Origin of the sequence: Gynurincola endophyticus (assembly GCF_003991195.1) — a bacterium.
Taxonomy (GTDB): domain Bacteria; phylum Bacteroidota; class Bacteroidia; order Chitinophagales; family Chitinophagaceae; genus Gynurincola; species Gynurincola endophyticus.
On record NZ_RCWL01000009.1, the window covers coordinates 86,584 to 111,947 of the forward strand.

At 37.8% G+C, this 25,364-nt stretch carries 22 protein-coding genes and 1 tRNA gene; 11 read left to right on the forward strand and 12 right to left on the reverse strand.

Annotation, left to right across the window (positions count from 1 at the left end):
- Positions 1-69 precede the first annotated feature (69 nt).
- The 4 genes from plsY to rpsO form a co-directional block, all read right to left on the reverse strand.
- Positions 70-729, reverse strand: coding sequence for a glycerol-3-phosphate 1-O-acyltransferase PlsY (gene plsY, locus D9O48_RS15580; RefSeq protein WP_126973912.1), 660 nt, complete (start codon positions 727-729; stop codon positions 70-72).
- A 111-nt stretch (positions 730-840) separates the two neighbouring features.
- Positions 841-1,668 carry a 50S ribosomal protein L11 methyltransferase gene (gene prmA / locus D9O48_RS15585; protein ID WP_126973913.1) on the reverse strand — a complete coding sequence of 276 codons (828 nt, stop codon included), beginning with the start codon at positions 1,666-1,668 and terminating at the stop codon, positions 841-843.
- A gap of 613 nt (positions 1,669-2,281) precedes the next feature.
- On the reverse strand, positions 2,282-4,462 hold the full coding sequence (locus D9O48_RS15590) for a polyribonucleotide nucleotidyltransferase (protein WP_126973914.1): 2,181 nt from the start codon (positions 4,460-4,462) through the stop codon (positions 2,282-2,284).
- A 144-nt stretch (positions 4,463-4,606) separates the two neighbouring features.
- Positions 4,607-4,879 (reverse strand): 30S ribosomal protein S15, encoded by a 273-nt coding sequence (gene rpsO / locus D9O48_RS15595; RefSeq protein ID WP_126973915.1) that lies wholly within the window; start codon positions 4,877-4,879, stop codon positions 4,607-4,609.
- A gap of 133 nt (positions 4,880-5,012) precedes the next feature.
- On the opposite strand from rpsO, the gene D9O48_RS15600 reads away from it, so the two are divergent.
- From D9O48_RS15600 to D9O48_RS15610, 3 genes are read left to right on the forward strand one after another with little or no spacing between them, the layout of a single operon-like run.
- The gene (locus tag D9O48_RS15600) at positions 5,013-6,011 is read left to right on the forward strand and encodes a Gfo/Idh/MocA family protein (protein WP_126973916.1); all 999 of its coding nucleotides are present in this window, start codon (positions 5,013-5,015) and stop codon (positions 6,009-6,011) included.
- Positions 6,012-6,015: 4 nt separating this feature from the next.
- On the forward strand, positions 6,016-7,110 hold the full coding sequence (locus tag D9O48_RS15605) for a glycosyltransferase (RefSeq protein WP_233589260.1): 1,095 nt from the start codon (positions 6,016-6,018) through the stop codon (positions 7,108-7,110).
- Between the two features lie 56 nt (positions 7,111-7,166).
- The gene (locus D9O48_RS15610; protein ID WP_126973917.1) at positions 7,167-8,294 is read left to right on the forward strand and encodes a glycosyltransferase; all 1,128 of its coding nucleotides are present in this window, start codon (positions 7,167-7,169) and stop codon (positions 8,292-8,294) included.
- Here D9O48_RS15610 and D9O48_RS15615 read toward each other — a convergent pair.
- From D9O48_RS15615 to D9O48_RS15630, 4 genes are all read right to left on the reverse strand, one after another.
- A complete protein-coding gene (locus D9O48_RS15615; RefSeq protein ID WP_233589261.1) occupies positions 8,275-8,967 on the reverse strand; it encodes a cell division ATP-binding protein FtsE in 693 nt (230 codons plus the stop codon). The genes D9O48_RS15610 and D9O48_RS15615 overlap by 20 nt on opposite strands.
- A 279-nt stretch (positions 8,968-9,246) precedes the next feature.
- Positions 9,247-11,499, reverse strand: coding sequence for an FUSC family membrane protein (locus D9O48_RS15620; protein WP_126973918.1), 2,253 nt, complete (start codon positions 11,497-11,499; stop codon positions 9,247-9,249).
- Positions 11,500-11,836: 337 nt separating this feature from the next.
- Positions 11,837-12,718 (reverse strand): ChaN family lipoprotein, encoded by an 882-nt coding sequence (locus D9O48_RS15625; RefSeq protein WP_126973919.1) that lies wholly within the window; start codon positions 12,716-12,718, stop codon positions 11,837-11,839.
- Positions 12,719-12,962: 244 nt separating this feature from the next.
- Positions 12,963-13,334 carry a rhodanese-like domain-containing protein gene (locus D9O48_RS15630; RefSeq protein ID WP_126973920.1) on the reverse strand — a complete coding sequence of 124 codons (372 nt, stop codon included), beginning with the start codon at positions 13,332-13,334 and terminating at the stop codon, positions 12,963-12,965.
- 265 nt (positions 13,335-13,599) lie between these two features.
- Here D9O48_RS15630 and D9O48_RS15635 point away from each other — a divergent pair.
- Positions 13,600-13,672, forward strand: a tRNA-Lys gene (locus D9O48_RS15635).
- Between the two features lie 127 nt (positions 13,673-13,799).
- Here the strand turns inward: D9O48_RS15635 and D9O48_RS15640 are convergent.
- From D9O48_RS15640 to D9O48_RS15650, 3 genes are all read right to left on the reverse strand, one after another.
- Positions 13,800-14,831: a DUF559 domain-containing protein gene (locus D9O48_RS15640; protein ID WP_158624910.1), complete on the reverse strand. Its 1,032-nt coding sequence runs from the start codon at positions 14,829-14,831 to the stop codon at positions 13,800-13,802.
- Positions 14,832-15,247: 416 nt separating this feature from the next.
- Positions 15,248-16,945 carry a DUF262 domain-containing protein gene (locus D9O48_RS15645; RefSeq protein WP_126973922.1) on the reverse strand — a complete coding sequence of 566 codons (1,698 nt, stop codon included), beginning with the start codon at positions 16,943-16,945 and terminating at the stop codon, positions 15,248-15,250.
- Between the two features lie 189 nt (positions 16,946-17,134).
- Complete coding sequence (locus tag D9O48_RS15650) at positions 17,135-19,060, reverse strand: ATP-binding protein (protein ID WP_126973923.1); 1,926 nt, start codon at positions 19,058-19,060, stop codon at positions 17,135-17,137.
- Positions 19,061-19,153: 93 nt separating this feature from the next.
- On the opposite strand from D9O48_RS15650, the gene D9O48_RS15655 reads away from it, so the two are divergent.
- From D9O48_RS15655 to D9O48_RS15665, 4 genes are all read left to right on the forward strand, one after another.
- Positions 19,154-19,438: a hypothetical protein gene (locus D9O48_RS15655; RefSeq protein ID WP_126973924.1), complete on the forward strand. Its 285-nt coding sequence runs from the start codon at positions 19,154-19,156 to the stop codon at positions 19,436-19,438.
- A 687-nt stretch (positions 19,439-20,125) separates the two neighbouring features.
- Complete coding sequence (locus D9O48_RS15660) at positions 20,126-20,755, forward strand: DUF932 domain-containing protein (protein WP_233589262.1); 630 nt, start codon at positions 20,126-20,128, stop codon at positions 20,753-20,755.
- Positions 20,756-20,894: 139 nt separating this feature from the next.
- Positions 20,895-21,044, forward strand: a complete 150-nt coding sequence (locus D9O48_RS18795; protein WP_158624911.1) for a hypothetical protein — start codon at positions 20,895-20,897, stop codon at positions 21,042-21,044.
- A 67-nt stretch (positions 21,045-21,111) separates the two neighbouring features.
- Positions 21,112-21,378: a hypothetical protein gene (locus D9O48_RS15665; RefSeq protein WP_126973925.1), complete on the forward strand. Its 267-nt coding sequence runs from the start codon at positions 21,112-21,114 to the stop codon at positions 21,376-21,378.
- Positions 21,379-21,384: 6 nt separating this feature from the next.
- Here the strand turns inward: D9O48_RS15665 and D9O48_RS15670 are convergent, their stop codons facing one another.
- Entirely contained in the window at positions 21,385-21,933 is a 549-nt protein-coding gene (locus tag D9O48_RS15670) for a hypothetical protein (RefSeq protein ID WP_126973926.1), read from the reverse strand.
- A gap of 123 nt (positions 21,934-22,056) precedes the next feature.
- Between D9O48_RS15670 and D9O48_RS15675 the strand changes: the two genes are divergently transcribed.
- Genes D9O48_RS15675 through D9O48_RS15685 form a run of 3 tightly spaced genes read left to right on the forward strand, consistent with a single transcriptional unit; the run spans position 22,057 to position 25,361 of the window.
- Positions 22,057-22,347, forward strand: coding sequence for a helix-turn-helix domain-containing protein (locus D9O48_RS15675; protein ID WP_126973927.1), 291 nt, complete (start codon positions 22,057-22,059; stop codon positions 22,345-22,347).
- Between the two features lie 55 nt (positions 22,348-22,402).
- A complete protein-coding gene (locus tag D9O48_RS15680; protein WP_126973928.1) occupies positions 22,403-23,902 on the forward strand; it encodes an SMEK domain-containing protein in 1,500 nt (499 codons plus the stop codon).
- Between the two features lie 4 nt (positions 23,903-23,906).
- The gene (locus tag D9O48_RS15685) at positions 23,907-25,361 is read left to right on the forward strand and encodes an argonaute/piwi family protein (protein WP_126973929.1); all 1,455 of its coding nucleotides are present in this window, start codon (positions 23,907-23,909) and stop codon (positions 25,359-25,361) included.
- Positions 25,362-25,364: the final 3 nt, after the last annotated feature.

Genomic DNA, 25,364 nt, shown 5'->3' on the forward strand with positions numbered 1-25,364 from the left:
AACAAAATTACTTAATCAAAAAATAGACCAACCATTTTCAACAAAATTTTATAAAAAAAAGAGGGATGATTAATCCCTCTTTCTTTTTTCTCTTTTACGATCGCGGTATTTCAAAATTGGAACTTTGCTTTCGCTTCCTTTTAAAATCCGGCCAATATTTTTCTGGTGTGTCAGTATCACCAATAAAGCCACTGAAATGGCAAATGCTCTGTATAAAGGTTCTTCTTCATTAAAAATGAATAGAATAAACACTGCGAATGCTACAGAAGCTAAAATGGAAGATAATGATACAAACCTGGTTAGATATAGTACTAATAAGAACACACCCACGCAACAAAGTGCTACTACAGGCTGGATGGCTAACACCATTCCGAATAGCGTGGCAACACCCTTCCCTCCTCTGAATGAGGCCCAAACCGGGAAAATATGTCCCGCAACGGCAGCTAATCCTAAGCCCACCATTAAGTTGGTTCTTTCAAAAGTAGCTTCGTGCCCTAAATATTGTGGAAGAAATATATATAAACTAGTTGCAATAACTCCTTTTAATACATCACAGGCCATTACAAAACTACCCCATCTCGAACCCAGCGTTCTAAACGTATTGGTAGCTCCCGCATTACCACTTCCGTAATCGCGGATGTCAATTCCAAAGAAACCTTTACTGACCCAAACAGCGGTAGGAATTGAACCAATTAAATAAGCAATCAAGATTAATAATAACTCGGTCATCCAATTCAGATTATTGATATTTACGAATATACTTAAAAAAGACGAAATTTTCTTGTTTTGGGTTGGTATTAATGAAATTTAAGATATGTCAAACAATTGAATGTCTTTTCTTTAACATTTCTCAAATTGCAGCGCGATCCAGTTGTCACGCTCCCATCTTTTTACCAGATTCAATTGATTGTTTTTTGCCATGTTTACGATGACTTCTTCGTCACCTTTCAGTAAACCGCTCATAATCAATATACCATTAACGGAAAGTAAATGTTTTTGTTGTGGTATCGTATTTAATAATACGTTCTTGTTAATATTCGCCAGAATGATATCAAATTTTGCACCCTCAGGTACTGTATCTGCCTGGCTGATTTCAATTTTTGAACAATTGTTCACTGCTATATTTTCAACAGAATTTTCAATGCACCAGAAATCATTATCAATAGCTACTGTTTTGTCAGCCCCGAGCTTTTCAGCTAAGATCGCCAGGATACCGGTTCCTGTTCCGAAGTCAAATACTTTTTTATTGGTAAAGTCTAATGACTGCATTGCCTGCATCATCATATAAGTAGTAGCGTGGTGACCTGTTCCGAAACTCATTTTGGGTGTAATAATAATTTCATAAGGCGTATTCACTGCCGGAGGATGAAATGCTGCACGCACCATGCAAAAGCCGGGTACTTCTACCGGTTGAAAGTTGGCTTCCCACTCTGCATTCCAGTTCTTAGGAGCCAGTTTTTCCACTGTACATTTCCAATGCGGTTGTTGGATGTTTTCCCAATCAAGTTGGGTATATAGTTGCTCGGAAATATATGCGAGTAAAGAAGTGGGAGTGGTTTCTTCAAATCCATCAAATCCTTCGTCACCTAATTGTGCAATAATGATATCTGCTTCTCCCCTTTCAAGGTTTTCAATTCTTATTTGAATATAATGATCAGTTGTGGACATTGTTATGTTTTTAGAAACAGCAAATATACAAAACACCAACCATTAAGAAAATGCTCCTGCCGCTTGGCTTTGATTCATTCTATCTTATGATCACATTTAAACACGAAGGTGATGAAGCTGAAAAGCGAATGAAGTGCTGTCTTCCGCGCTGCTTTACCTTGATGCCTTCATTTTCTTCATGTTTCAAATTCGATTTTCAAACATCGGAGAAATTAAGAAGCGCCTGCCGCTTGGCTTTTATTCATTCTATCTGATGATCACCATTTAAACACGAAGGGAATGAAGATAAAAGCGAATGAAGTGCTGTCTTCCGCGCAGCTTTACCTTGATACTTTCATTTTCTTCATGTTTCAAATTCGATTTTCAAACATCGGAGAAATTAAGAAACTCCTGCTGCTTGGCTTTGATTCATTCTATCTGATGATCACCATTTAAACACGAAGGTAATGAAGCTGAAAAGCGAATGAAGTGCTGTCTTCCGCGCTGCTTTACCTTCATTTCCTTCATGTTTCCCATTACCATTTAAACACAGGAGAAATTAAAGGAATTAGATACGGCTTTGAATAAAAAAAGCTGATTCATTTGAATCAGCTTTTTTATATGAATGTTTTAATTATTCATTTGTTGCAGGAGGAGGCGGAGTATTTCCGGCCGGAGCCTCAGGTCTTTTCGGAGCTTCAGGTTTAGGCATTAAAGCTTTACGGCTTAATTTAAACTTACCGGTTTTGTTATCTACACCGATTAATTTAACCTTTACTTTATCTCCTTCGTTTAATACACCGTCCATTGATTCAAGACGTTTCCATGAAATTTCAGAGATGTGTAATAAACCTTGTTTTCCTGGTAAGAATTCAACAAATGCACCGAATTCTTTGATACCTTTTACAGTAGCTTCATAAGTAGAACCCACTTCAGGAACTGCTACAATACCTTTCACCCATGCTAAAGCTTTTTCCAGGCCTTCTTTAGCCGGAGAGAAGATAGAAACTTCTCCCTGGTTACCTACTTCTTCGATATTGATAGTAGTACCGGTTTCGCGTTGAATTTCCTGGATGATTTTACCGCCTGGTCCGATTACTGCACCGATAAATTCTTTATCGATGAATAATTTTTCCATACGTGGAGCGTGAGGTTTCACTTCTTCACGGGCTTTATCAACACAAGCATACATGGCGTCTAAGATATGTAAACGACCGCTTTTCGCCTGTGCCAATGCTTCACGCATTGTTTCCATGCTTAAACCGTCAATTTTGATATCCATCTGAACTCCGCAAATACCTTCTTTTGTACCGGTTACTTTGAAGTCCATATCACCTAAGTGATCTTCATCTCCTAAGATATCGGTTAAGATGGCATATTTGTTATCAGAAGCACGGGTGATTAATCCCATTGCCACACCTGAGATGTGTTTTGGAATAGGAACACCGGCATCCATTAATGCTAATGAACCGGCACATACAGTTGCCATTGAAGACGAACCGTTAGACTCTAATACATCAGATACCACACGAACAGTATAAGCATACTCGTTACCAGGCATCATTTGTCTTAAAGATCTTAAAGCAAGGTTACCATGTCCAACCTCTCTTCTACCAGGTCCGCGCATCGGCTTAATTTCTCCGGTAGAGAATGGAGGGAAGTTATAGTGTAAAATGAATTTTGAATATTCTGAAGTAGCAGCACTTTCAACCAATAACTCATCTAAAGGAGTTCCTAAAGTTACAGTAGTTAATGATTGTGTTTCACCACGGGTGAATAATGCTGATCCGTGCGGCGTAGGGAGGATGTCGATTTCCATTGCCAAAGGACGAACTTCATCCAATGCGCGTCCGTCTAAACGGGTGCGATCGTCTAAGATCATATTACGAACCAGTTCCCATTGAAGGTCTTCGTAATATTTTTTCGCCAGTTTCACAATAGCGTCTTCAACTTCTTCGCCAAGACTTTCTATCAGTTCTTTTTTAATTACATCAAAAGCGTCGCTACGATCGTGTTTAGCTGATTTTCCGCGGGCAATCTGATTTAATCTTTCAGTAGCAAAAGCAGCTACTTTAGCACGTAGTTCTTCGTTTTCTACAGGCTTAGTGTATTCGCGTTTACCGGTTACACCTGCTTTATCTCTTAACTCTTCCTGTGCTTTAATCTGAATTCGGATAGCGTCGTGTGCAACTTCTAAAGCTTTCACCAAGTCTTCTTCGCTACATTCTTTAGATTCACCTTCCACCATCATCAGGTTTTTGGCAGTAGCACCGATCATGAAATCCATATCGGCTTTAGCCATCTGAGGGCGTGTAGGATTGATTACATATTCGCCATCGATACGGCCAACACGTACTTCTGAAATTACTTCCTTAATAGGAATATCTGATACTGCTAATGCTGCTGATGCTGCCAGACATGCTAATGAATCAGGCATAATCTCAGGATCGCTTGAAATCAGGGTCACTAAGATCTGAACATCGCATAAATAATCTTCAGGGAATAACGGACGAAGTGCGCGGTCGATCAAACGGCTAACTAACACTTCGTAATCACTTAATTTACCTTCTCTTTTGAAGAAAGACCCCGGAATTCTACCGGCAGAAGCAAATTTCTCGTTATAGTCTACTGATAATGGAAAGAAGCTTTGACCTTCTTTCGGCTCTTTATTGGCTACAGCTGTTGCTAAAATGATACAGTTACCTTGACGAACGGTTACACTACCATGTGCCTGGCGTGCTAATTTACCCGTCTCAATAGTAACCATTCGATTGTTGCCAATATCAAATGTTACACTTATTGGTTGTGAGAGCATAGAATCTCAATTTTAAATGTGGTCGATAAGGTGGGAATGGGGTTCAACACACATCGGGTTAATATAAAAGGTCAGGGCGCAAAAACAATTATTCCCAACCAAAAGATAATAGTTGGGAATAGCTGTTTTATAAATCGTATAAAATTACTTTCTAATTTTTAATTTCTCGATTAATTCGCGATATCCTTGTAAGTTAGTTCTACTCAGATATACTAATAAACGCTTGCGCTGACCTACTAAAGTTAATAAACCTCTTTTAGTAGAGTGATCTTGCTTATTTTTTTGCAAGTGCAAAGAAATGTTGTTAATACGCTCTGTTAATAAAGCGATTTGGCCCTCGATTGACCCTGTATTGGCAGCTTTACCACCGTACTGAGTGAAAATATCTGCTACTTTTTCTTTAGTTAAATAAGGCATCTCAATTTTTTTTAAAAGACATCCGTGATTTTTCTTCTTCTTAATTTGGCGGCAAAGGTAGCGAATATAATTTTGATTTTTATATCTTAGCCGCAGTTTTTTTCAAAAAAAAGCTATTTTTAGACCAATTTTCATGAAAAAAGTTGTCTTTGCGCTGGTAGGCTGTGGTCATATAGCTTCCCGACATATTAAAATTATACAAAAAAGCGGAATTTTGCAAGCTGTTGTAGACGCCCACCCGGCTACTGCCGCAGCCTGGGGTGCTCAGTATAACTGCGCCTCATTTACCAATCTTCCGGATTTGTTTAAAAATACCGCCGTTCCGATTGATGTGCTGGTGATCTGCAGCCCTAACGGCTACCACTTTCAGCATGCCGAAACCGGATTATTGAATAATTGTAATATCCTGTGCGAAAAACCACTCACACTTCGTGCCAATGATGCTATTTTGTTACAACAACTGGCTGCCAGACAACAAAAACTGTTGTTCACCGTGCAGTCTATGCGCTACAATCCCATCATTCAATTCCTGAAAAACGCATTGGAGCAACAACAATTCGGTAAAACCCTGGGGTTTCAGTTGCAATGTATCTGGAACCGGCCTCCCGCCTACTTTCAGAACTTCTGGAAAGGTACTTTGTCACTAGACGGTGGCCCTCTTTTTACCCAATTTTCCCACTATATTGATGTTTTACAATGGTTTTTCGGAGAAGTAATCGATGCACAAGGGGTTCGTCAGAATCTTTTACACAAAGAAGTAATTGATTTTGAAGATCAGGGCATAGCGCAGATCAGTACCACAAAATTCCTGCACGGCGGCTTGTTCTGGTCGATCAACGCACATCAGAAAAACTACGAAATCGGTCTGACTATTAACCTCGAACAGCTGACATTGAAAATCGGCGGTGCGTACATGAATGAGATTATTTATTGTTCTGACCATAAGGTTTTGAAAACACTACAAACCGAGGCAGACAAAATTGATCCGTCACGGTTGAGTTTTCATCAGGAAGTTTATGACGATTTTCTACAGGCATTAGCCAAACCCGAACACTTTCCACCTTACACAGATGATGTGATTAAAACAATACGTAGCATTGAAACTATTTATCAGGCTACTCCGTTAATTTAGTACTATGAAAAGACTGGTTTTCTGTGTTACGAATGATTTGAACTATGATCAGCGCATGCAGCGGTGCTGCAGTGCTTTGCAGGAAGCTGGCTACGACGTATTACTCGTAGGAAGAAAAAGAAAACAGTCCCCCGCCCTTTCTTCACAATCTTTCAGACAGCACCGGCTGAATTGTTGGTTTGAAACCGGCAAACTCTTCTACCTGGAATATAATATACGGTTATTTTTATATTTGTTATTTGTTAAATCTGATGCACTTGTTGCAATTGATCTGGATACAATATTTCCCGTATATGTCGTTAGCCGGTGGCGGAATAAAGTAAGGGTTTACGATGCACATGAACTTTTTTGTGAAATGAAAGAAATTGTGGATCGCCCTGCTATTTACCGGGTATGGAAGAAGCTTGAACAATGGATGTTACCGCGTTTTCCTTTGGGATATACGGTAAATCAGCCAATCGCCGAATGGTTTAAACAAGCTTATAAAGTAGATTATGCAGTTATCAGGAATGTGCCCAAACCTTACCCTTATGAAATGCACGAACGGCAACCATTTATTCTTTATCAGGGAGCAGTGAATGAAGGACGTTGTTTTGAAACGATTATTCCGGCAATGAAATTTATTCAGGTACCACTCATTGTTTGTGGAGACGGTAATTTTATGGAACAGGCTAAAGCGCTGGTAAAAGAACATCAACTGGATGAAAAAGTAATTTTTAAAGGTATGCTCGCTCCGCAGGTATTAAAAGAATATACTTTAAAAGCTGCGGTAGGATTGAACATTATCGATTCAAAAGGGTTAAATAATTACTGGTCGCTCTCGAATCGCTTTTTTGATTATATACAAGCCGGCCTGCCACAGGTAACCGTCAACTACCCTGCTTACCGTCAATTACTGGAAACTTATCCTGTAGGATTGGGAATAACCGATCCGACTTCTACCGAAATTTCAATTGCCGTGAACAAACTTCTCAACGACAAAGCATTATATACATCTGCTGAACAAGCGTGTAAAATAGCCAGAGAGGAGCTAAATTGGGAAAAGGAAGCAAAAATATTAGTTAATTATTATCAAACTAAAGTATTTTGCAGAAACTAAAATGAACTTTTTAGTTTCTTTATACGTTGATATTGTATTGAAATCGATCATTGAGCTTGGAAAAACATTTACATATAGTTGCGTTTGATGTGCCCTTCCCTGTAAACTACGGGGGCATTATTGAGTTGTATTATAAACTGGTGGCGCTGCATGCGGCGGGTGTGAAAATTCACCTGCACTGTTGGGAATATGGAAAATCCGAACAGCCCTCGTTAAATCAATACTGCGAGCAGGTGCATTACTACCAGCGCCAGGTAGGACACAAAGGGTTTTCATTTTCTACTCCATATATTGTTGCTTCGAGATGTTGTCCTGAATTAAGAGAAAACCTCTTAAAAGACGAACACCCTATTTTATTGGAAGGAATACACTGTACGTCTTTTATCGATGACGAAAGGTTTGCCGGCCGTAAAATTGTTTTGCGTTTGCACAATGTGGAGTATAAATATTATCAGCAGCTTTACAGGTGTAGTAATAATGCCAGTTTCTTAAAAAAGCTATACTATTATTACGAAAGCCAGCTATTGAAAAAATATGAAGCGAAAGTAGCTAAAAAACTGCCGGTAGTAGCTCTGTGCGAAGAAGATGCCAAAGTTTATAAAGATGAATTTGGAGCCCGGGATGTAAAAACCGTACCGGTATTTATTCCTTGTAATTCGGTAAAATCTGAAGAAGGGATCGGTTGTTTCTGTTTATATCACGGAAATCTATCCGTATCTGAAAATGAACAGGCCGTATCGTGGTTATTGAAGAATGTGTTTCATGAATTACCCGTCCATTTTATCATTGCCGGTAAAGACCCTTCCGTTGAATTAACCCAATTGGCAAATTCTTATGATAATGCCTGTCTGATTCCTAATCCGAGCGATGAAGAGTTGCAGGATCTGATTCAGAAAGCCCAGGTAAACGTAGTTCCTTCCTTTAATAATACCGGAGTAAAACTGAAATTACTCAACTCATTGGTAAATGGCCGGCATTGTGTAGCTAATGACGCTGCCGTTAAGGGAACTGGTTTGGATGCCTGCTGCCATATCGGGTCGGATGCAGTGGCTTTTCAGCACCTCATATCAGAATTGTTCTATAAGCCGTTTACAGATGATGAAATTAAGCTGAGAACCCATTTACTGGATTATCGCTATAATAATCAAAAGAATGCTCAGAAGCTTATTGAATGTTTATGGTAGCGTTATCATATAGATGTGCCAGATGCGTACGTAACATTCTTCCCGGAAATTTATTAATCACCGTATAATCGTGCGTCGCCATTAAGATGGTGGTTTTGTAATCTTTTGAGATCTGAAACAATAATCTCATGATATCATCTGAGGTTTCAGGATCGAGGTTACCTGTAGGTTCGTCTGCCAGAATTAATTTGGGTGAATTCAACAGTGCACGTGCTATTTCTACTCTTTGCTGCTCGCCGCCTGATATTTCGAATGGAAATTTGAAGCCTTTTGATTTTAAACCGACCTTTGCCAGTACATCCAGAATTTTTTCATCCATTAACTTTTCATCTTTCCAACCGGTAGCTCTTAATACGAACTTCAGGTTGTCGTTAATGTTACGGTCTGTCAGTAACTGAAAATCCTGAAAAACCACCCCGATACTTCTTCTTAGATAAGGAACGGTTTTCCAGCTCATTTTACGCAAATCAAATCCTACTACCTGCCCTTCTCCTTCTTTCAGCAATAAATCACCATATAAAGTTTTGAGCAGGCTCGATTTTCCCGAACCGGTTTTTCCGATCAGGTATACAAATTCACTGGTACCAACGTGAAGATTTACGTTTTGCAATACGAGGTTACTGCCCTGATAAATATTCGCATTTGTTAATGATATCACTGAATCCTGCATCATAGTAGATCGATTTATTTCAAAAATAAAGAAAAATCTTAATCTTAGCTCTATAACAGTATGTTATTGGATATTTTTTGACTCATTCAGAAAATATGTTATCTCCGCAGATCTGCGCTGAAGTACATTTAATTTGTACTATAGCTTATCCGTGCAAATCAGCGGAAAATTTCACCTGTCAGACAGTGGAGGAATCAACTTATTCCCGAAAGAATTTACCAATCAAAAACGGGAGCAATTCAGCAATGAAATCAACTCTTTTCGTAATTGCCCATGCTCAATTTACTTAACCGATATTTCTTCGAGCTGCTTGTTATGGATTCTTTCGAGAATCCTTACCTGCTCTGTAATAATCGAATGAATGAGCTTAAACTGATCGGCCGTTGCTTTTAGTTCCGACAAAGCTTTTCTTACTGATTGCTCATTTTCTGCCAGCCCGCTCAACATCTCCTCTTTTCGTTTCACCATCAATTCCTGTAATCGTTGGTGTAATGCATCGTCGTAGAATGTATCGGTCGGAACTTTCTCAATTTTATTGTCTAATAAGTTAATGGCACGTTTAAACTGAATATCGGCGTGCTCTATCAGCGGCTGAAAGTCCTGAGAAGCTATTTCTTCTCCCGAACGTTGTGCATAATAAGAAAGCGACGCTATATGTGACGTGAGTAAATGGCTTACAGATATAAACTGGTGATATTGCTGCAGGTGCGGCTGTTTGCTTTTCGGTTCGGATATCATTCTTTGAAAGCGGTTCGACATGTTGGCTAATGCTACAAAAGCTTCTTTTCTGGCAGCCGATATGATATTGCTGGAAGGTTTCTTTCCCGAAAAAACAGACGCTACCACATCAAAATATTGCTGGTTGGCCTGCAAGGCGGTTTGAACTGTAGGAAGCAGCGTGGTATGCTCCCATTGCGGCAATACAAACTTGGCTGTAATAAATGCTATTACGGAACCTATTGCGGTATCTAATACACGGTCAGACAATACTTCGGTTAAACCTCCGGGGTGTAAAAAGTGGAAGTTCATCATTACATACATTGTAATACCCGCCGTTCCGATCAGGTAGTTTTTCTTTACAAAACTGTAACCGATAATCATTGACAATACCATCGCAATAAAAATCGGTGTATTATCATGAACCAGGTATAAAAATAAAAAAGAAATCGCTGCTCCGGAAATGGTACCGGATATCCGTTGCCAGTTCCTTTTTTGCGTAATACTATACGCCGGTTTCATAATGGTAACGATGGTTAATAATATCCACGAACCGTGCCCCAATTCAAAAAACAGCGACGCTCCGTAACCGATCAGCAACGCTATTGTTGTACGGAAGGCATGTCTGAAATAAGAAGACTGAACCGAAAGGTTATCTATAAACAAGTGCGGATCGAGGTCTTGCTGAACCACAAAATGCTCCAGGCTTTTTTCATCGAGGTCTTTAGGTTTTACAATAGAACGATCGTAATAGGTATATTTCTGAAGCAGTTCTATACGTTCCGCTACATCCTGAATAGAATAGAGGATATGGCGCAGGCGGATAAAACTTTCAATATTATCCGGATTGAGTGTATTGTCTCTCAGTTGAATGAAGGATTGTAGCGTATAATCTACCTGCCGGGCAATTTTATCGTTTTTCTTATAAGGAATCCCATCCTGTACGGCTAAACCGATCGCCCCCAGTTCCTCTGCCATCAGTAAAATGGTTTTCCGGTAAACTTCCAGAATATTCGTGTGGTCAAACTCTTTATGCAGTAAAGTGTAATCCTGTTGAGTAGTCATTACACGTTCAAAAAGATCAATACTGTCGAGGTACATGATCATGAGCATCCTTCCCTTCCCGATCGATTCCTTCTGGATACTGCGCATTTTGAAGAGCATTTCCTGCAATTCTTCCTGCTGGCTTTGTATATTGATCTGATGTTTAATCAGTGACTGATATTTGTCTTCATAGTTTACTCCTTTCTGATAAATAGCCGCTTTGTCTTGCAGGTACTCGGCAATCAGCATCAGGTTTTCACCCAATAGCTGTTGAATCGGTTTGTAAGGACGCAGCGAATACAACGTCATGGTAAGTAATGCATACCACACGCCGCCGATGGTAAACAACAATGCATCGTGAAGAATACTTTCTGAAGGGGATCTTGGATCCAGACAGAAAATGTATACGAGGATACCGATTAACCCGATAGAGTTAATTCTGGTACCGAAAACACCAGCCATCGAAAATAAGAAGCCGATAACGGCAATCTCAATTCCTACCAACCAGGGGTAATCTCTGCTCACTCCTGCCAGTAAAACAACAAAAAAGTAAAGAATGATAGAAACAATCAGACTATTTCGTCTGTGTTTAGGTGGGCCGGGTGTATCCGTAATGGCGAGGGATAAAGCTCCTAATGGAATGGCCATCATCTGGTCGAGCCAACCAAGCTGATATAAAACGATTGCAGGAATTAACGTACCGGCGGTGATACGAACTCCTGCATACAAATACTGTGAAGAGATAAATTTCCTAAAAGCTTTGGTATATTCCATAATACTTATACAAAAGTATTATAAGAATGTTGAAAGAAATCATAAAGTACGGATTAGAACTTCTTTATCATTAGTATCAGAGGTAGCACATGCTCTATTAAAACGCAGGTTTGTTTCCAAAATTGTAAGGATCTCAGGGATTATTATTGTATTGGTTAAAAAGAGGAGAATTAAGCTGAAAAAAATATAATTGGTTAAAAGAATGTTTAAGCGTTGACCGGGGTTAATAAGAAGATAAAATTCACTATTAAATAATGAAGGGCAATAAAAAATCTCATTCATCAGAATGAGATTTCAGGCAAATAATAGTAAAGTTATATGATGGGGTGATCGTTTATCAGAAGGTTCTTGGTATATCAGGTGAAGTGATAATGATAAAGTCCGCAAGATCTTTCCATTCGTTCCAATCCGGATTTTGAAAGTTTTCCGGACTGAAAGATGTTATCGTCATTACTTTCAGATTCGGGGAATATTTTTTCAACTGGGCAACAGTTCCGAGCTTTTCATCGCTATGAAAGCGTCCGTTCAGGTGCAGGATTTGTTGCTTCTTAAAGTTCTCAGCCCTACGGGCGATGTTCCATGCCATGGTAGCATCCCAAACATTTTGTGATTGGTAGATTTTCAGGTTACCCATATTCTCATGTCCGCCCATTAAACCGGCAAACTTATCGTAATAGCGACCGGTCAGCGTATCAATGGGCAAGGGTGCCAGAAAAGATCTGGAATGATCGTTCAGTACGTTTAGGCTTTCCAGTCCGTTGCGGGTAACCCGATTGGTGTACCGGGATGGTGCATTTGCTGCCAGTACATCAATATTATTGGCCCGGGCATATTCTACTAACGGACGGTAATCTTTGTAGTTTTTCCACAAACGGCCGTCTGCCTGTAAGTTCTTTTCCTGAATGATACCTTGCAGGTATTCGTCAAGAATAAATTGTACATCCGTTTGAAACATTTCCATCGATAATGTAATACCATTTTTATGTTGCTGGTGTAGCGCCTGTAATACCTGTAATTGTAATACATGTGCGATGGAGTCGTTGTGCTCCTCTCCAAAGAAAACCACATCGGCTTTTTTTAGTCCGTCAATCATTTTATCAAAACTGAGCACTTTCTTTTTTTCAACGCTGTAAATCTGAAAAAGAGGAATACTGTCTTGCTGTGCAAAAGCCAGTACAGGAAACATTAATAGCAGACTATAAAAGAGTTTACGGTGCATGTTAATCAGGTTTAGTGGATGAGCAAATATAGAGCGTGGTTTTCCGAATGATTGGCGATATCGGGAAAAATAGGTGTTGATATTGAAATATTCAGCAATGAAGAGCAATTTAATTGATTAAGTCTCTCTTACCTGAAGGTAATTGAAAGTTGAAAAAGAATTGAGAATTGAAAATTTGTACGTCCCTGATATAGGTTTACCGTTTTTATCTTAAAGATTGGTTATCAAAAATAGTAAATAAGCATTACTCATGCTGCAATAGAGTTTTTATAGTTTTTTTCAATTCGTCTATTGCTCCTCCATTTACAACCTGTTGAAATCCGCGCTCCTTTAGAATGGTAACGGCTTTTACACTTCTTAGTCCGTGTGAGCAGGTGGTAACATAAGCTTTAGAGGAGTCTAGTTCAATACAGCGTTCACGTAATGTACCCAGGGAAATATTGATTGATCCTTTGATATGCCCTGAGTTGTATTCGTTTTCAGTGCGAACATCCAGAATAATGGTATCATCCGACACTTTTTCGGCGAGTTGCTGATCGCGGGTAGCGGAACGATAAACACGATAGATTATATAAATTAATAAGAATACTACTGTAATAATTAAAACTATGTTCATGGCTTTGGTGTTTATAAAATGATAAATGAATAATGCCGGGGAAAGGCAAATGTAAAACTAAAAACATACCAACTAGTATGTTTATTGAAAACTTACAGTTTTTTGATAATGTAATATTTAGGGTAAAACAGGATTTTGAGCTTTCCGTTATTTTTTTTCAAAAAAACTTTGGCGGAAATAATTTTCTGTCTATATTTGCAGCTCCTTACGAGGAAATAACTGGTTAATAATCACTCATTTGACCGGTCTTCTCACAGTAAAGGATGATTCCGTAGCTCAGTTGGTAGAGCAATACACTTTTAATGTATGGGCCCTGGGTTCGAGTCCCAGCGGGATCACTGGAAATTCTGCAAACCCGCCATAGTGGCGGGTTTGCTATTTATACTCTATAATTTACTCTATAAAAGCCGTGAGGGGCTTTTCTGATGGACATAGCTTTATAAAGAACGAACTATCTATACGAATTTAAGATTTTTTAACTAATGGAATCGTTTCCTGCAGACAGTTTTCTATTTCATCTAATACTTTTTCTAGTTCTTCAGTTATCAGTTTTCCAGCAAAACGAAGAGATTTTACTCCTATTGCGTTTAAACTGTCATCTATTTTTTGGTCTTTTTCCTTGTCATGATAATCTTTACCGTCACAAAATATAGCTACCTTATGTTTGGGGTAATAGAAATCTGCTGTTGTTATTAGCCTATCCTCTGGTAAAAAAATTTCACTTTCCGCCATTCGATAATAGTTAGGAAAAATCTCCCCACTTCGATAGAATCCCATTTGTATTTCAGGGACAATCTCTCGAACATATAGACCTTGTAATAAGAATAGTTCTATTGGTGAATCACAGCCCCAAATTTGTCTAGGTTTTGTATCCGTGAATGGTTTGAAGTATCTGTTAGCTTTATACTTTTTGTATTTTGCATTGATAGCTTTACTGTAGGTTGTATTTTCAGGAATAACTATCTCTTTACTATTGAATACTGGCGTTAAAAAATACATCCCCCACTCAAAGCCTATACTATCGGAATGTTCATTTGTTGTAATATTTGAAAATAGAGAATAATGTGCCCCATAACCTTTCTCCCAAGGCTTAAATGGGCTAAATTCTGTAAAAACGGCTCCCCCTTCCTGGCATAATTCGCGCAAATCGAACTGCTTTAATAATTCAATATTCCAAGTATCAATTTTATTATCCTTGGTCATCGGAAGAAGCGAAACACAATAGGGTAGTCCTTTTAAGACTTTTGGGGCTGATTCTTCAAGAGCATAAAAATTAATAACTAAGGAAATCGCCTGGAATTCTGTTACACCAATGCTCTCGAAATACTTATATTCTTCTGGTAATGGATTAACTTCAACAACTGTAGTTCTCCTTCCGTCAACTACACCATTTTCTCCGATGAAATCGAATCTGGAAGTTGTTAGGGGCAAAATTCCGTTCAGGGTATGGAAGTCAAAACTTAACAATGGAGGGAGATGAGCATAATCAACGTCCATATCATAACCTTGTGGAAATTCAGAATAGAATCTAATATTGTCACTTAGGTATTTGGGTCTATTATTCATTGCTATATCATTCTTTATCTAAAAGCTAAAGTAGATTTTTACAGCTCGAGTAGCTAAAACGCAAAGTATCTGGGCGAATTTAATCAAAGCGCCAGGCTTCCCCCAAAAATCGTGATTGCTTACTGATGCAAATTGTACAGATTGAAGAACTTCAATAGTTGTTGTACTTCTTCTGTTTACAAAGTTATTGATCTCCCTAATTGTTCTTCTTCGGCTGGGTAAATGAAAAATGAAAAGGAATCTTGATTTTTCTCTACCTCTAAAATATTTTGTTCAGCGTCAATAAATTTTGCTATCATCTGAATTTTTTAAACTTTTTAGAAATTGCAACCCTCAGCTAAAATGTTTCAGACATTGTCAAAACTCCATTCATTTACTGCAAACATCACTATTGCTTCATGCCTTTTATCAATTGCCTTGGTATCCCATATTGGATTATCCAAAGTACCACTTGCAAAGTTTTTAATTTCTGCTTGTTGGTTTAATAAGGGGTTTTCTCTATACGAACTCAATTTTTTTTTAAAAGGTCTGTTACCAATCGAAGCATTATGGGAACCAGATATAAGCATCAAATTGCCTAATGAGTTTAAATAATCTCTTTTAAATTCATCAGTATAATTATTATTTGCATCAACTTCGTATCCAGAAGCAATTGCTTCGCCGTTAGGGGGTACTTGCGGTGATATGTGTTCTATTTGTTCCTCTTCCAATTTCATTGTACCGACAACATATCCTTTTTTTTGTATTTGTGCTTCGTATCGCCACAGAAGGTAATTTAAAACAGAATTTTCATACATCCATTCATCTAGTGTGTTTTTAGTTCGAGTATCCCCCCAATACCAAGTTTCATTCAATTTGTTCTTGAGTGATATCTTCAACGCCTCTATATCTCCATTAAAACTTAATAGTATTTCATTCAGTCGTGCAATTATATCTGCTCTGCTATTCATAAGATTATATCTAAAGACAAGTATTTCCATTAGGTGAAACAGTCTTGATAGTTTAGCTTCATTATCGCCCAAGTATTTATATCCTTTAATCAGAAATGCATAAACAAAAACAGGTATTTTTACCTTGTGAAGATTTTTTAAATGCTTATCGCTGCTACCTTCCATTTTCTTCATGTTTGAAAATGAAGTGTGGAGTTCTTCTATAAACTCCATTATCCACTCAACCTTATTCTTCGATTTTTTGAAAACTTCTTTTATGTCATCAATTGTACGATAGGCATACCCTTTTATATAAGCATTACAGTGATAAATGAGAATACTATCTTCATTTAACCTCCTTATATCATTTATTATAGCATAGATGTGTGTGAAAATATCGGATACATGCTCAATGTTAGTCTCTGTTTCCTCTGGCTTACTAAAAACATACATCTGATACATGAAGTATGACTTCAGCCTTTCCATATTGGTCAAGTCTTTACCTCTGTTATTTTGCAATTCAAACATCAACGCTGCATCCTTCTTGCCAACCAATTCAATACTTGTGATTTCAGTAGCCTCCAATTTTTCCAAAATACTAATCAACAGAGAAGTTGGCCTTTCCTGTAGTTCCTTTATAAAAAATGTCCGTGCTGCTTTAATGCGTTTTTGAGAAGCAGAAGATGTTTCAAAATTTGACTTCCCATCCATAATAAGGGTGTCATAACAAGCCATGTCATACGTTACGGGGCGTAGCTTTTTATTGCCGCCATCTTTTAAAAAAATCCTTTCTTTTTCTTCTATTGAAAAACTTAAATGCTCACCTTCTTTTACTCTTTCCGACAAAACTATAAAAAGAGAGCGCATAAAAATCGTTAGTGTTGTCAATCGTTGCTGGCCGTCAATTATTTCATACTGAATACCTTTCTTGATTGTTTCTAGTAGAATGTTTCCAAAAAAATAATTATTATCCCCCTCTACTTGTTCTACAATGTCTTCTAAGAAAGTTTTCCATTCTTTTTGCTCCCAAGCATATGCCCTTTGATATACAGGAATTATAAATGTCTTTTGAGAACTATCAAAGAATTCCAAGAGGTTTTTGTGATTGAAGTTCATAGTTAGTATAGGTGTTAATATTATATATTATATAAGTATTGTCAAAAAGAAAGACTACATTATCAGTTGCTTCAACTCTTTTATAACCTATTTGAGAAACATATCATAAGGGGCGATTGAGTTGTCTGAAATCACTTTCACACCAGACTTCCTATTTTCGTCCTATGAAGCCCATTTGTTACAATACATTTAAAAGTCATTTGGCAGATACTCTTTATATTTGGCTCTCAAATAATTCAACCCTTGTTCATTGTCTAGCAAATTTATACTTAGTTTTTCTTTTATAAACTCGTGCCTAATTTTTGCATGAGTAATTATCTCTCCCCACGTCAAAATGTAAACATCGAAATTATCACCCTCCGATACATACCCATACCTACGGTGCTTTTGCCTCAAAAGTGGTTCAATTTCTGGTTTTACGTCTTTAGTAATCAAAATGAACTTCCACCGAGTTTTGTCTTTCGGAAATCTGGGATCATTAGAAACTTTGGAGGCGTAAGATTCAATTTGGCTTTTTTCATCAAAACCCGCATCAACTCTGGGTTTTTTAAGTTCAATAACAAGATTTTCTTTACCTGCGTTACCCAAGCTGTATTGTTGCCATAAGCAAACGTCGGGTATTGTTTGAAGGGCAGAGTTATCAGCGGAATTTACTATCTCTTCAAAATCTTCTCTTTTAAGTGAATCCTTCAAGTATGCTTTTAAAACATTCTTTAGAGAAATATCGTCCACTCCATATGTATATTCATCGCCAAAAATCCAAGTTTCGCGAACAATAATTTTGTGTAGATGCTTTCTCTCCTTAAATGTTTTATTTAAATCACTTTGATATATTATTTGTTCAAGACCATTAAGAAAAATTAGTCTATTCCTAATTTCGGTCATTGTATCAATTATACATGAAAGAGAAGTATCTCCCAATAATTCAGCTAATTCGTCCCGTTTCTCTCTGGGAAGTTCAATAATCTCCGTTAGTATCTTACCTAGGTTTTGAGCATCATTTTCAAGTGCTTCACTAATTAGAGCTAAAGTTAACTTTTTCGTTTGGTCATCTTGCTCATTAAAATTCGGCAAATGCTCATTAATCTGTAAGGCAACGATATCAAAAACATGCCTTTTGGATTCCTCTATTATATTTTCAGCAGGCTGTAAGTATGGATAAATACCTTTTTCTTTTAATCCGTCAATAAATTCTTTGGAATGCTTATGTAATTGGTTCCGTACGTAATCTCTTGCAAAAGCTTTTGCCGCCTTATATACATCGGTAAGGAATTCATCAAACTCATTTATTGATAAAGTATTATCCCGGTGAAGTTTTTCTATATATACAGATTGAATAAATATTGATATTGGCAGACTAGACCTAATCCCCAAATTGGTCTCAAGAAAAGGAATACCTTTAGTATTACACAAGTATGTTCTTTTTTTGTTTTCAAAGGACCATTCAATTATTTTGATTGTAAAACTATAAGTAAGTTTACCAACTTCAACCTTATGCTCCTTTTGATCTGTATTTTTAATTAACGAACTAAATTCTAGCTTAGAGCCATTAAAGAAAATTGCAAAATCTGGGTAGCTTATCCAGTATGATGCAAACTTCTCCTCCAACTCCCTTCTGCTTTCTAGCTTAAAGGCTGTTTCTGCATTCTTAAAATCTACATTCTGTATTTGAACGGTGAACCCAGGAGTTATGCCTTCTCCTTTAACCTCTGTGATATTCCCTATTTCTGTTCCAGATAATTGGTTACGATCAATTTTTATGCTGAACTCAGACAATGACCCATTAGACTGGTATCTGCTTCTAAATTCTATTAAATCGCCTAAGGCCAAGCTCTTGTATCTGCCCTTAGGACTTTGGCTATTCAGTTTCTTTTCGGAACCACCCAGCTTTGAAAAAACCTCCTTAGCTTTCGAGTAAGCTAAACCGTGTCCATTATCATTAATATTAATATATTCAAACCCATTTAAGCCGTTATTTTTGTAATTTATATCAATTTGAGTTGCATCAGCATCTAAGCTGTTCCAAATGAGCTCTGATAACGCAGTAATACCGTTCGCTTTAGTTAGGGACTCTATATGATCCCTTTCGACGCCAATGTCGATAATTGTACTCATTGCTGTGGATTCAAAGAAGGTAAATTAGGTTAGGGTTATTTTTGTCTATAAGTTATAAAATTAGTCGTAAATTAAGAAAAAAAGGCATTGTGTATGAAAAAGATTTTGATGCGGTTGGAGTCCTTTACTACCTTCGATCTTCCCCTTAGAAACACTTACATTCAGACGGCATTTGTAACCACCCATAAGTCTTACCGCAAAGACTACCCCGGCCGGAGCCTAAACGCTACCCGGAAAAAAGTCATTGCTGACTACTGGATTAAACACGTTTTAACTCATTTTGGTGCTTTTTATCTGGTAGCGATGCTCATTGCCTTACCATTCTGTACCAATTTTAACCAATTTGCATTATACCCGGCGTGTTGTTGGCAGGATTGATTAGTCTGCCAGTCTTAATCTTAGGCCCCTACGGCCAGCACTTTTACTTCGATTTCCTTCCCAAGCTGGATACCATAATGGAAAATTATGAAAGTAGACAGTTACAGCACCTTAAAAAGTGCCAGCAGGCGCAAATGTCCAATTTCGCGGCGGCGGTCGTTTATTTCGCTCTCGCTAATGCCAGTGGGTTATCGATTTCAGGGACAAACCGTCAGTATGGGGAGCAGTTAATGCATTTATTCGGCAAAGACCCCGATGATATGTCTAAAGCCTTAAAATTGATTACCTGTAAAGCATCGAAGCTTCGGGAAGGCTGTCGTCTATACGCAAGCGTTTTAGGTTCCAATAGGCCGGGGGAATGGCGATGCTTGAATTTAAAAGGGTTCGCTTATCAATGGAATGGCAGTACTGGATAAAAATTACGCTTGTTCCGTCCCGGCGTACAAATTTCTTTTTACATACAGGTTTGATTGGAAGCATAGTTACTCTATAATTTACTCTATAAAAATGCTGTCGGCCTCTATAAAGATAGTTTACAGAAAAGCTCAACAGAGTTATAGAATATTGAAAATCATATAGTTAGTGTAATGTTATGTAGTTTTCCGTCTAGCGGAAAACCGTGAAGGAAATCCCAGCGGGATCACTTCTTGGGACAAGTCTAAAACAGAAAGATTTGTCCCTTTTTTTATGCCCTTTATTTTCTTGTCAATCAAGCATATAATCCTTACTACCTCACACGATGGAACCGGTAGCATTACCGCTGCATTTACACCCATACGTATCGTTTGTCAAAACACCCTTAATGCCGCATTGGGTAATATGTCCAACGTTGTGCGCATCCGTCACACATCAGGGGCCAAACAACGTTTGGAAAATGCGCATAAAGTAATGGGACTTGCCAACGCATTGAGCCCCCGCCTTGAAGGATTGTTTAACCAGTGGGCAAAGGTGCGTATAAGCGATATAGAGGTAAAAAAACTTATTCAATTGGCACTTTGTCCGAATAAGGAAACATTGGAAGCGCTAAAAAAAGGCGCAGAAGATGAACTGTCTACTATGTTTAAGAACTCTGTAGAGGATGCTTTTTCATACGCTATGATTTCCGATACACAGCAAATGGAAACCACAAAAGGAACTGTATTCGGTGCTTACAATGCCGTAACAGGGTATTTTCAGAATGTACGCAACTATAAGGATGATGAAAGCAAGCTTCAATCTATTGTTATGGGTGGCACTGCACAAATGAAGACACAACGTGCATTTGAGCTTTGTGGCCAGTTTGTACATGATGGTACAGATTCACTTTTACTTAATTGAGAACCGAAGGGCGGGCGGGTAATACCGCCTGCCTTTATTAAAAAATGACAGAATTATGGAAACGCTTGTGAAAATATTTTATGGGTTATCTTGTTCCGCGATATTTTTTATCGGGTTAGGCATAAGATTGATCATTGGCATGCGACAATTCAATCGCAGGGGGCTGGGTGGATTACAGCATTTCAATAATTATTTCGCCGGGTTAATTATATTATTCATGGAGTGGGTATTAAAATGGGCAGCTACTGTTCTGATCATCTGGAGTGCCTGGGGATGGTGGTTTAGATAAAAAAAGGTAATGGTTTCGTGCGTAAAATTCTCAATATTTTCTTACATTGAGAATCAAATTACGTACTATGAAGCAATCAGGTTCAGTGAAAGTTGACAAATCGGTCAAGCCAATTCATTACAAGCTACGCACAGCCCCAAAACTCGAAATTGGAGGGAACTATTTTGTGTCTTTTGGCAGTCACAAAGCGATTCCTTGCATCTTAAAAGAAATCCATACAGACACACCTCAATTGCGGGTATCCGTTGAAATGAGTGATGGAGTTTCTTATTTATATGCTGATGAATTGGGACTAACGCCTGAAGAAGCAGTAATTAACGAGGTGACATCCTGACGAGGATTATGTATTCACCCTGGCATGTACAAACACAACCACCGCTCTCAATAATTGGATTGCGGGCAGTAAGAGCATTTCCTGGTATTGATGCAGTCCTTTCTCTCCATGAACGATATTGCACCGTATTGAATAGAGTGTTTTCATTAGCGCAAGGATCTTTCTGGCAGGATCTGCTGATTGTAATCCATTAATAAGTTGTCGGTCGCGGTTAGGCTGTGGCGTTCCTCTGTTCAGGTCAATATTAAAAAGGGGCATTGCCTGATATAATGCCTGAATTTGATCGTCAAGTCCCTGTTGCGTCAAATACTGGGCAATGGCACCAGCTCCAACAAAATTAATTGTAAACGTAGTAGCTCCCGCTCTATCACCAACTTGCTCCCTTGCGTTACCGGTTTCCTGTGCTTTTTTAAGCGGTACGATATTGTACAGAAAATTGTAGTTGATAAACAACGTTACATATTTGTCAATAAGGCTGGCAACATCCCCATCCACTATATTATCGGCCTTCTCCAGCCACCTGTTATAAAAATCCTGTTGATCTGGTGATAGCATATTAATTACAGAATTTAGTTTCTGTCTGTTTCAAATCTACATTATATACGGCTTTATATCAACTAATTAATTTAGCATATATTCAGTATATTTGTCATAATCTGTCAAGTCAAAAAATGTAAAGTGAAAGAATTTGGAGCAACCATTCGTGAATTGAGAGAAAAGAAAGGGCTGTTATTAAGGCAAGTAGCGGCTGAACTGGATATTGATACCGCTTTATTGAGTAAGGTAGAGCGTGGAGAACGGTCTATTAAAAAAGAACAGGTGATACGCATAGCAGAGATAATAGGAGCTGAAGAAAAGGAGTTGCTTGTTTTGTGGTTATCGGCAAAAGTGAATGACCTAATCAAAAATGAAGACTATACTCAGGAGGCATTAACTATAAGTTTGAAGAAACTTAAAAAAGAAATTTGAGGTGTAACAATAAACCTAAAAGCCATTTACTGTGGATGTAAATTAAAATAAGCGTATGAATCGGATTGGGTACATAAATAAAATAAACACGTATGCGGCGAGATTCGTGTTAGAGGTGGAAGGGTTTAATGCTTCAAGCTTGTATGATATAAATATACATGCTGAGAGCTTTTTAATCCCTGTGTTAAATGAAGTATTTGGTATTCGGTTAGAAAATTTGAATAGTTCTCAGAAAAAAAATTATCCGGCAGTTGACCTTGCTGATTTCGCTAATAGGGTAGCCTTTCAGGTAACTGCAACGAGTGATCTGGAGAAGATAAAATCTACCTTAGAGAAGTTTAAGGAGCATAAGCTAAATGAGGCGTTCGATGTGCTTTACATCTATATCATTACTCATAAAAAAGACAAGTACAATGAGGAGAAGCTAAAGCCGTTTATACCCGCGGATTTTGTTTTCTCTGCCACAGATAATGTAATTGACAAAGATGATATTCTTCAGAAGATTTCCGCTTTAAGTTCCACTCCGAAGATAGAAGCTATTGCGAAAATCTACGGACATGAGTTCTCCGATTTTCAAATTCAGATGAGAGAGAAATCCTATGTTAATGGATTTCTTAACACGGAAAGTGAGGGGATTTGTCCTAATTTATTAGAAATCTCTTTTCCTCAACATCTTTATCAGGCAGAACTGAATATTGATGAAAAATCAGTAGTTGATAATCTTAATGCATATTTGGTATCCATCAATAAAAAACCAGTAAAAAAACTCAAACCTGGCAATCTTGTAAAGAAGGCATTAAGAGCTATTAATATAAGATCCGGAGAATGGGTATTGCATGAAAAGTACATTTATACTTTTAGAAATCTTGATGATAATAAAGAGCCTTTTAGAAAGATTGTAGACATCGGAACAATTACAAGGCTTGAATGCGGAGAGTTTTACGAGGGCGATGAAAATCGTTTGAGAGTTTTTAAGCACCTGCTGCGCAATACTTTAATTGAATTATGCAAATTAAAGGAAATTGAATGGTTTGGTCAAAGGGAACTTTTCAGATTCGCAAACAGCCAGATTGTTCCCAATCAAAAACGCATAAAATGGAAAGGGAAGAAAGAGGCAACTAAGACTGTAATTTTTGAAATGCACAATAAGAAGGAAGGCCATATAGTTTGCTTTAGAAGCCTTGCCTTTAAATCTTCTTTTATCAACATAGATAAGTCCTGGTATTTGGTGTTAAACCCAACATGGAGTTTCACAAATCCAGGAGGCTATCACCAAAGCCGATTTGAGCCAGCATATATGGCAGGAATTAAAAGGCTGGAATCTAATGGGTCGGTGTACAACTATTTCAGATTTTTCAGTTACTTCTTTTCCTACAAAGATCTGTTTACCCCTGCATATCCTTACCTGGAAATACATGCAGCAGAAGAACTAAGCATAACCCCTAAGTTAGAAGAAAAAGCGTGGAAGCCGGTAAAGTTAACGGACAAAAAGGCCACAGATATTGATATTGACATTAAAGCGGATACTGAATTAGTAGACAATACTTTGTTTTAATTTTATGAAAGTTAGATATATAGAAGAACCCTCTTTGCAGTTTGGTCACGAACAACACATTTGTCCCAAATATGGCATCTATAATTATAGCCCATTTGATATAAACCAGGTAAGACCAGAAAGGATTACCATTGGTATTATAGGCAAGGGTGAAAGTGTAGATAAGATTTTAGGCTGGATTGAAACGTGTAAAAAGCATATTGATGGGAAACAAAGTAAAAATCCGCATCCAAATCTATTTCTGAACTTCTGTGGATTCAACAAGGATGTTGGATTTCAAAGTGATATTGTCTATGATGACACGTACATAAGGAAAATAAACAATTCAGAATTTGACGCTATCATTAAGAAGAAAGATAATCTTGAAGAACGTATCAATGACATAGCTGAGCTTTATTTAACTGAAATAAAATTTCTTTCCAAGAATAAAAAACCTGATGTTATTCTCTGTGCGCTTAGTGAAAACTTCATTACTTATATTCAGGAAAAAGAAACAGAAGCAACAGAGGATGAAGAGGATGAAAAAGAAAAGAGTGCTGAAGAAACAGATCTTGATGCAGAGGAAGTTTCAGAAAAAGAGCAGAATTTCAGAAGATATTTAAAGGCTAAGGCAATGCAATATAATATACCTATTCAGATAGTAAGGGATAGGATTGCTAAGCCTACTGCGGATATGCAGGATGAGGCGACAATTGCCTGGAACTTTTTTACAGCATTGTATTACAAAGCTTCGGGAACTCCCTGGGCCTTAATCCGAAAAGATGTTGCGGAAACTACTTGCTATGCGGGAATTAGTTTTTTTAAAAGCAGAGACAGATCTACTACTCAAACAAGTATAGCCCAGATATTTAATGAATTGGGGAAAGGCGTGATTCTTCGTGGAGAAGAAATTACATTAAAAAAGAATGATAGAGTTCCACGACTGACCGAAGAGCAAGCATTCAACTTGCTGACGCTCTCTTTGAAGGAATATTATGACGCGGTAAAAATATTTCCCAAGCGTTTAGTACTTCATAAAACATCCAGTTTTAGCGAAGATGAGGTTTATGGATTTACGCAAGCTGCCAGGCAACTACATATAAACCAGATTGATTTGGTTTCTATTCAACACTCTGATATACGTTTATACAGGCAGGGCAATTATCCTCCCATGAGGGGCACTCAATTCAGTCTTACGGAAAAGCATCATGTATTATACACAAGAGGTTCCGTTCCATATTATGAAACTTATCCGGGCAAATACATTCCAAGCCCTGTTGAGATTAAGTTAGCTTATTATGATGAATCACCCAATCTGATATGTGATGAAATTATTGCTCTAACAAAAATGAATTGGAACAATACCCAATTTGACAGAAAGTATCCTATTACTATAGAGTGCGCAAGAAATGTAGGAGAAATACTGAAGTATTTGCAGCCTTCGGATTCAATGCAGTTGAAATATAGTTTCTACATGTAATGG

Bases quoted from the DNA above. Each gene is read 5' to 3' on its own strand.
- plsY (WP_126973912.1), bottom strand. From the start codon at position 729: ATGACCGAGTTATTATTAATCTTGATTGCTTATTTAATTGGTTCAATT.
- prmA (WP_126973913.1), bottom strand. From the start codon at position 1,668: ATGTCCACAACTGATCATTATATTCAAATAAGAATTGAAAACCTTGAA.
- D9O48_RS15590 (WP_126973914.1), bottom strand. From the start codon at position 4,462: ATGCTCTCACAACCAATAAGTGTAACATTTGATATTGGCAACAATCGA.
- rpsO (WP_126973915.1), bottom strand. From the start codon at position 4,879: ATGCCTTATTTAACTAAAGAAAAAGTAGCAGATATTTTCACTCAGTAC.
- D9O48_RS15600 (WP_126973916.1), top strand. From the start codon at position 5,013: ATGAAAAAAGTTGTCTTTGCGCTGGTAGGCTGTGGTCATATAGCTTCC.
- D9O48_RS15605 (WP_233589260.1), top strand. From the start codon at position 6,016: ATGAAAAGACTGGTTTTCTGTGTTACGAATGATTTGAACTATGATCAG.
- D9O48_RS15615 (WP_233589261.1), bottom strand. From the start codon at position 8,967: ATGATGCAGGATTCAGTGATATCATTAACAAATGCGAATATTTATCAG.
- D9O48_RS15620 (WP_126973918.1), bottom strand. From the start codon at position 11,499: ATGGAATATACCAAAGCTTTTAGGAAATTTATCTCTTCACAGTATTTG.
- D9O48_RS15625 (WP_126973919.1), bottom strand. From the start codon at position 12,718: ATGCACCGTAAACTCTTTTATAGTCTGCTATTAATGTTTCCTGTACTG.
- D9O48_RS15630 (WP_126973920.1), bottom strand. From the start codon at position 13,334: ATGAACATAGTTTTAATTATTACAGTAGTATTCTTATTAATTTATATA.
- D9O48_RS15640 (WP_158624910.1), bottom strand. From the start codon at position 14,831: ATGGACGTTGATTATGCTCATCTCCCTCCATTGTTAAGTTTTGACTTC.
- D9O48_RS15645 (WP_126973922.1), bottom strand. From the start codon at position 16,945: ATGAACTTCAATCACAAAAACCTCTTGGAATTCTTTGATAGTTCTCAA.
- D9O48_RS15650 (WP_126973923.1), bottom strand. From the start codon at position 19,060: ATGAGTACAATTATCGACATTGGCGTCGAAAGGGATCATATAGAGTCC.
- D9O48_RS15655 (WP_126973924.1), top strand. From the start codon at position 19,154: ATGAAAAAGATTTTGATGCGGTTGGAGTCCTTTACTACCTTCGATCTT.
- D9O48_RS15660 (WP_233589262.1), top strand. From the start codon at position 20,126: ATGCCCTTTATTTTCTTGTCAATCAAGCATATAATCCTTACTACCTCA.
- D9O48_RS18795 (WP_158624911.1), top strand. From the start codon at position 20,895: ATGCGACAATTCAATCGCAGGGGGCTGGGTGGATTACAGCATTTCAAT.
- D9O48_RS15665 (WP_126973925.1), top strand. From the start codon at position 21,112: ATGAAGCAATCAGGTTCAGTGAAAGTTGACAAATCGGTCAAGCCAATT.
- D9O48_RS15670 (WP_126973926.1), bottom strand. From the start codon at position 21,933: ATGCTATCACCAGATCAACAGGATTTTTATAACAGGTGGCTGGAGAAG.
- D9O48_RS15680 (WP_126973928.1), top strand. From the start codon at position 22,403: ATGAATCGGATTGGGTACATAAATAAAATAAACACGTATGCGGCGAGA.
- D9O48_RS15685 (WP_126973929.1), top strand. From the start codon at position 23,907: ATGAAAGTTAGATATATAGAAGAACCCTCTTTGCAGTTTGGTCACGAA.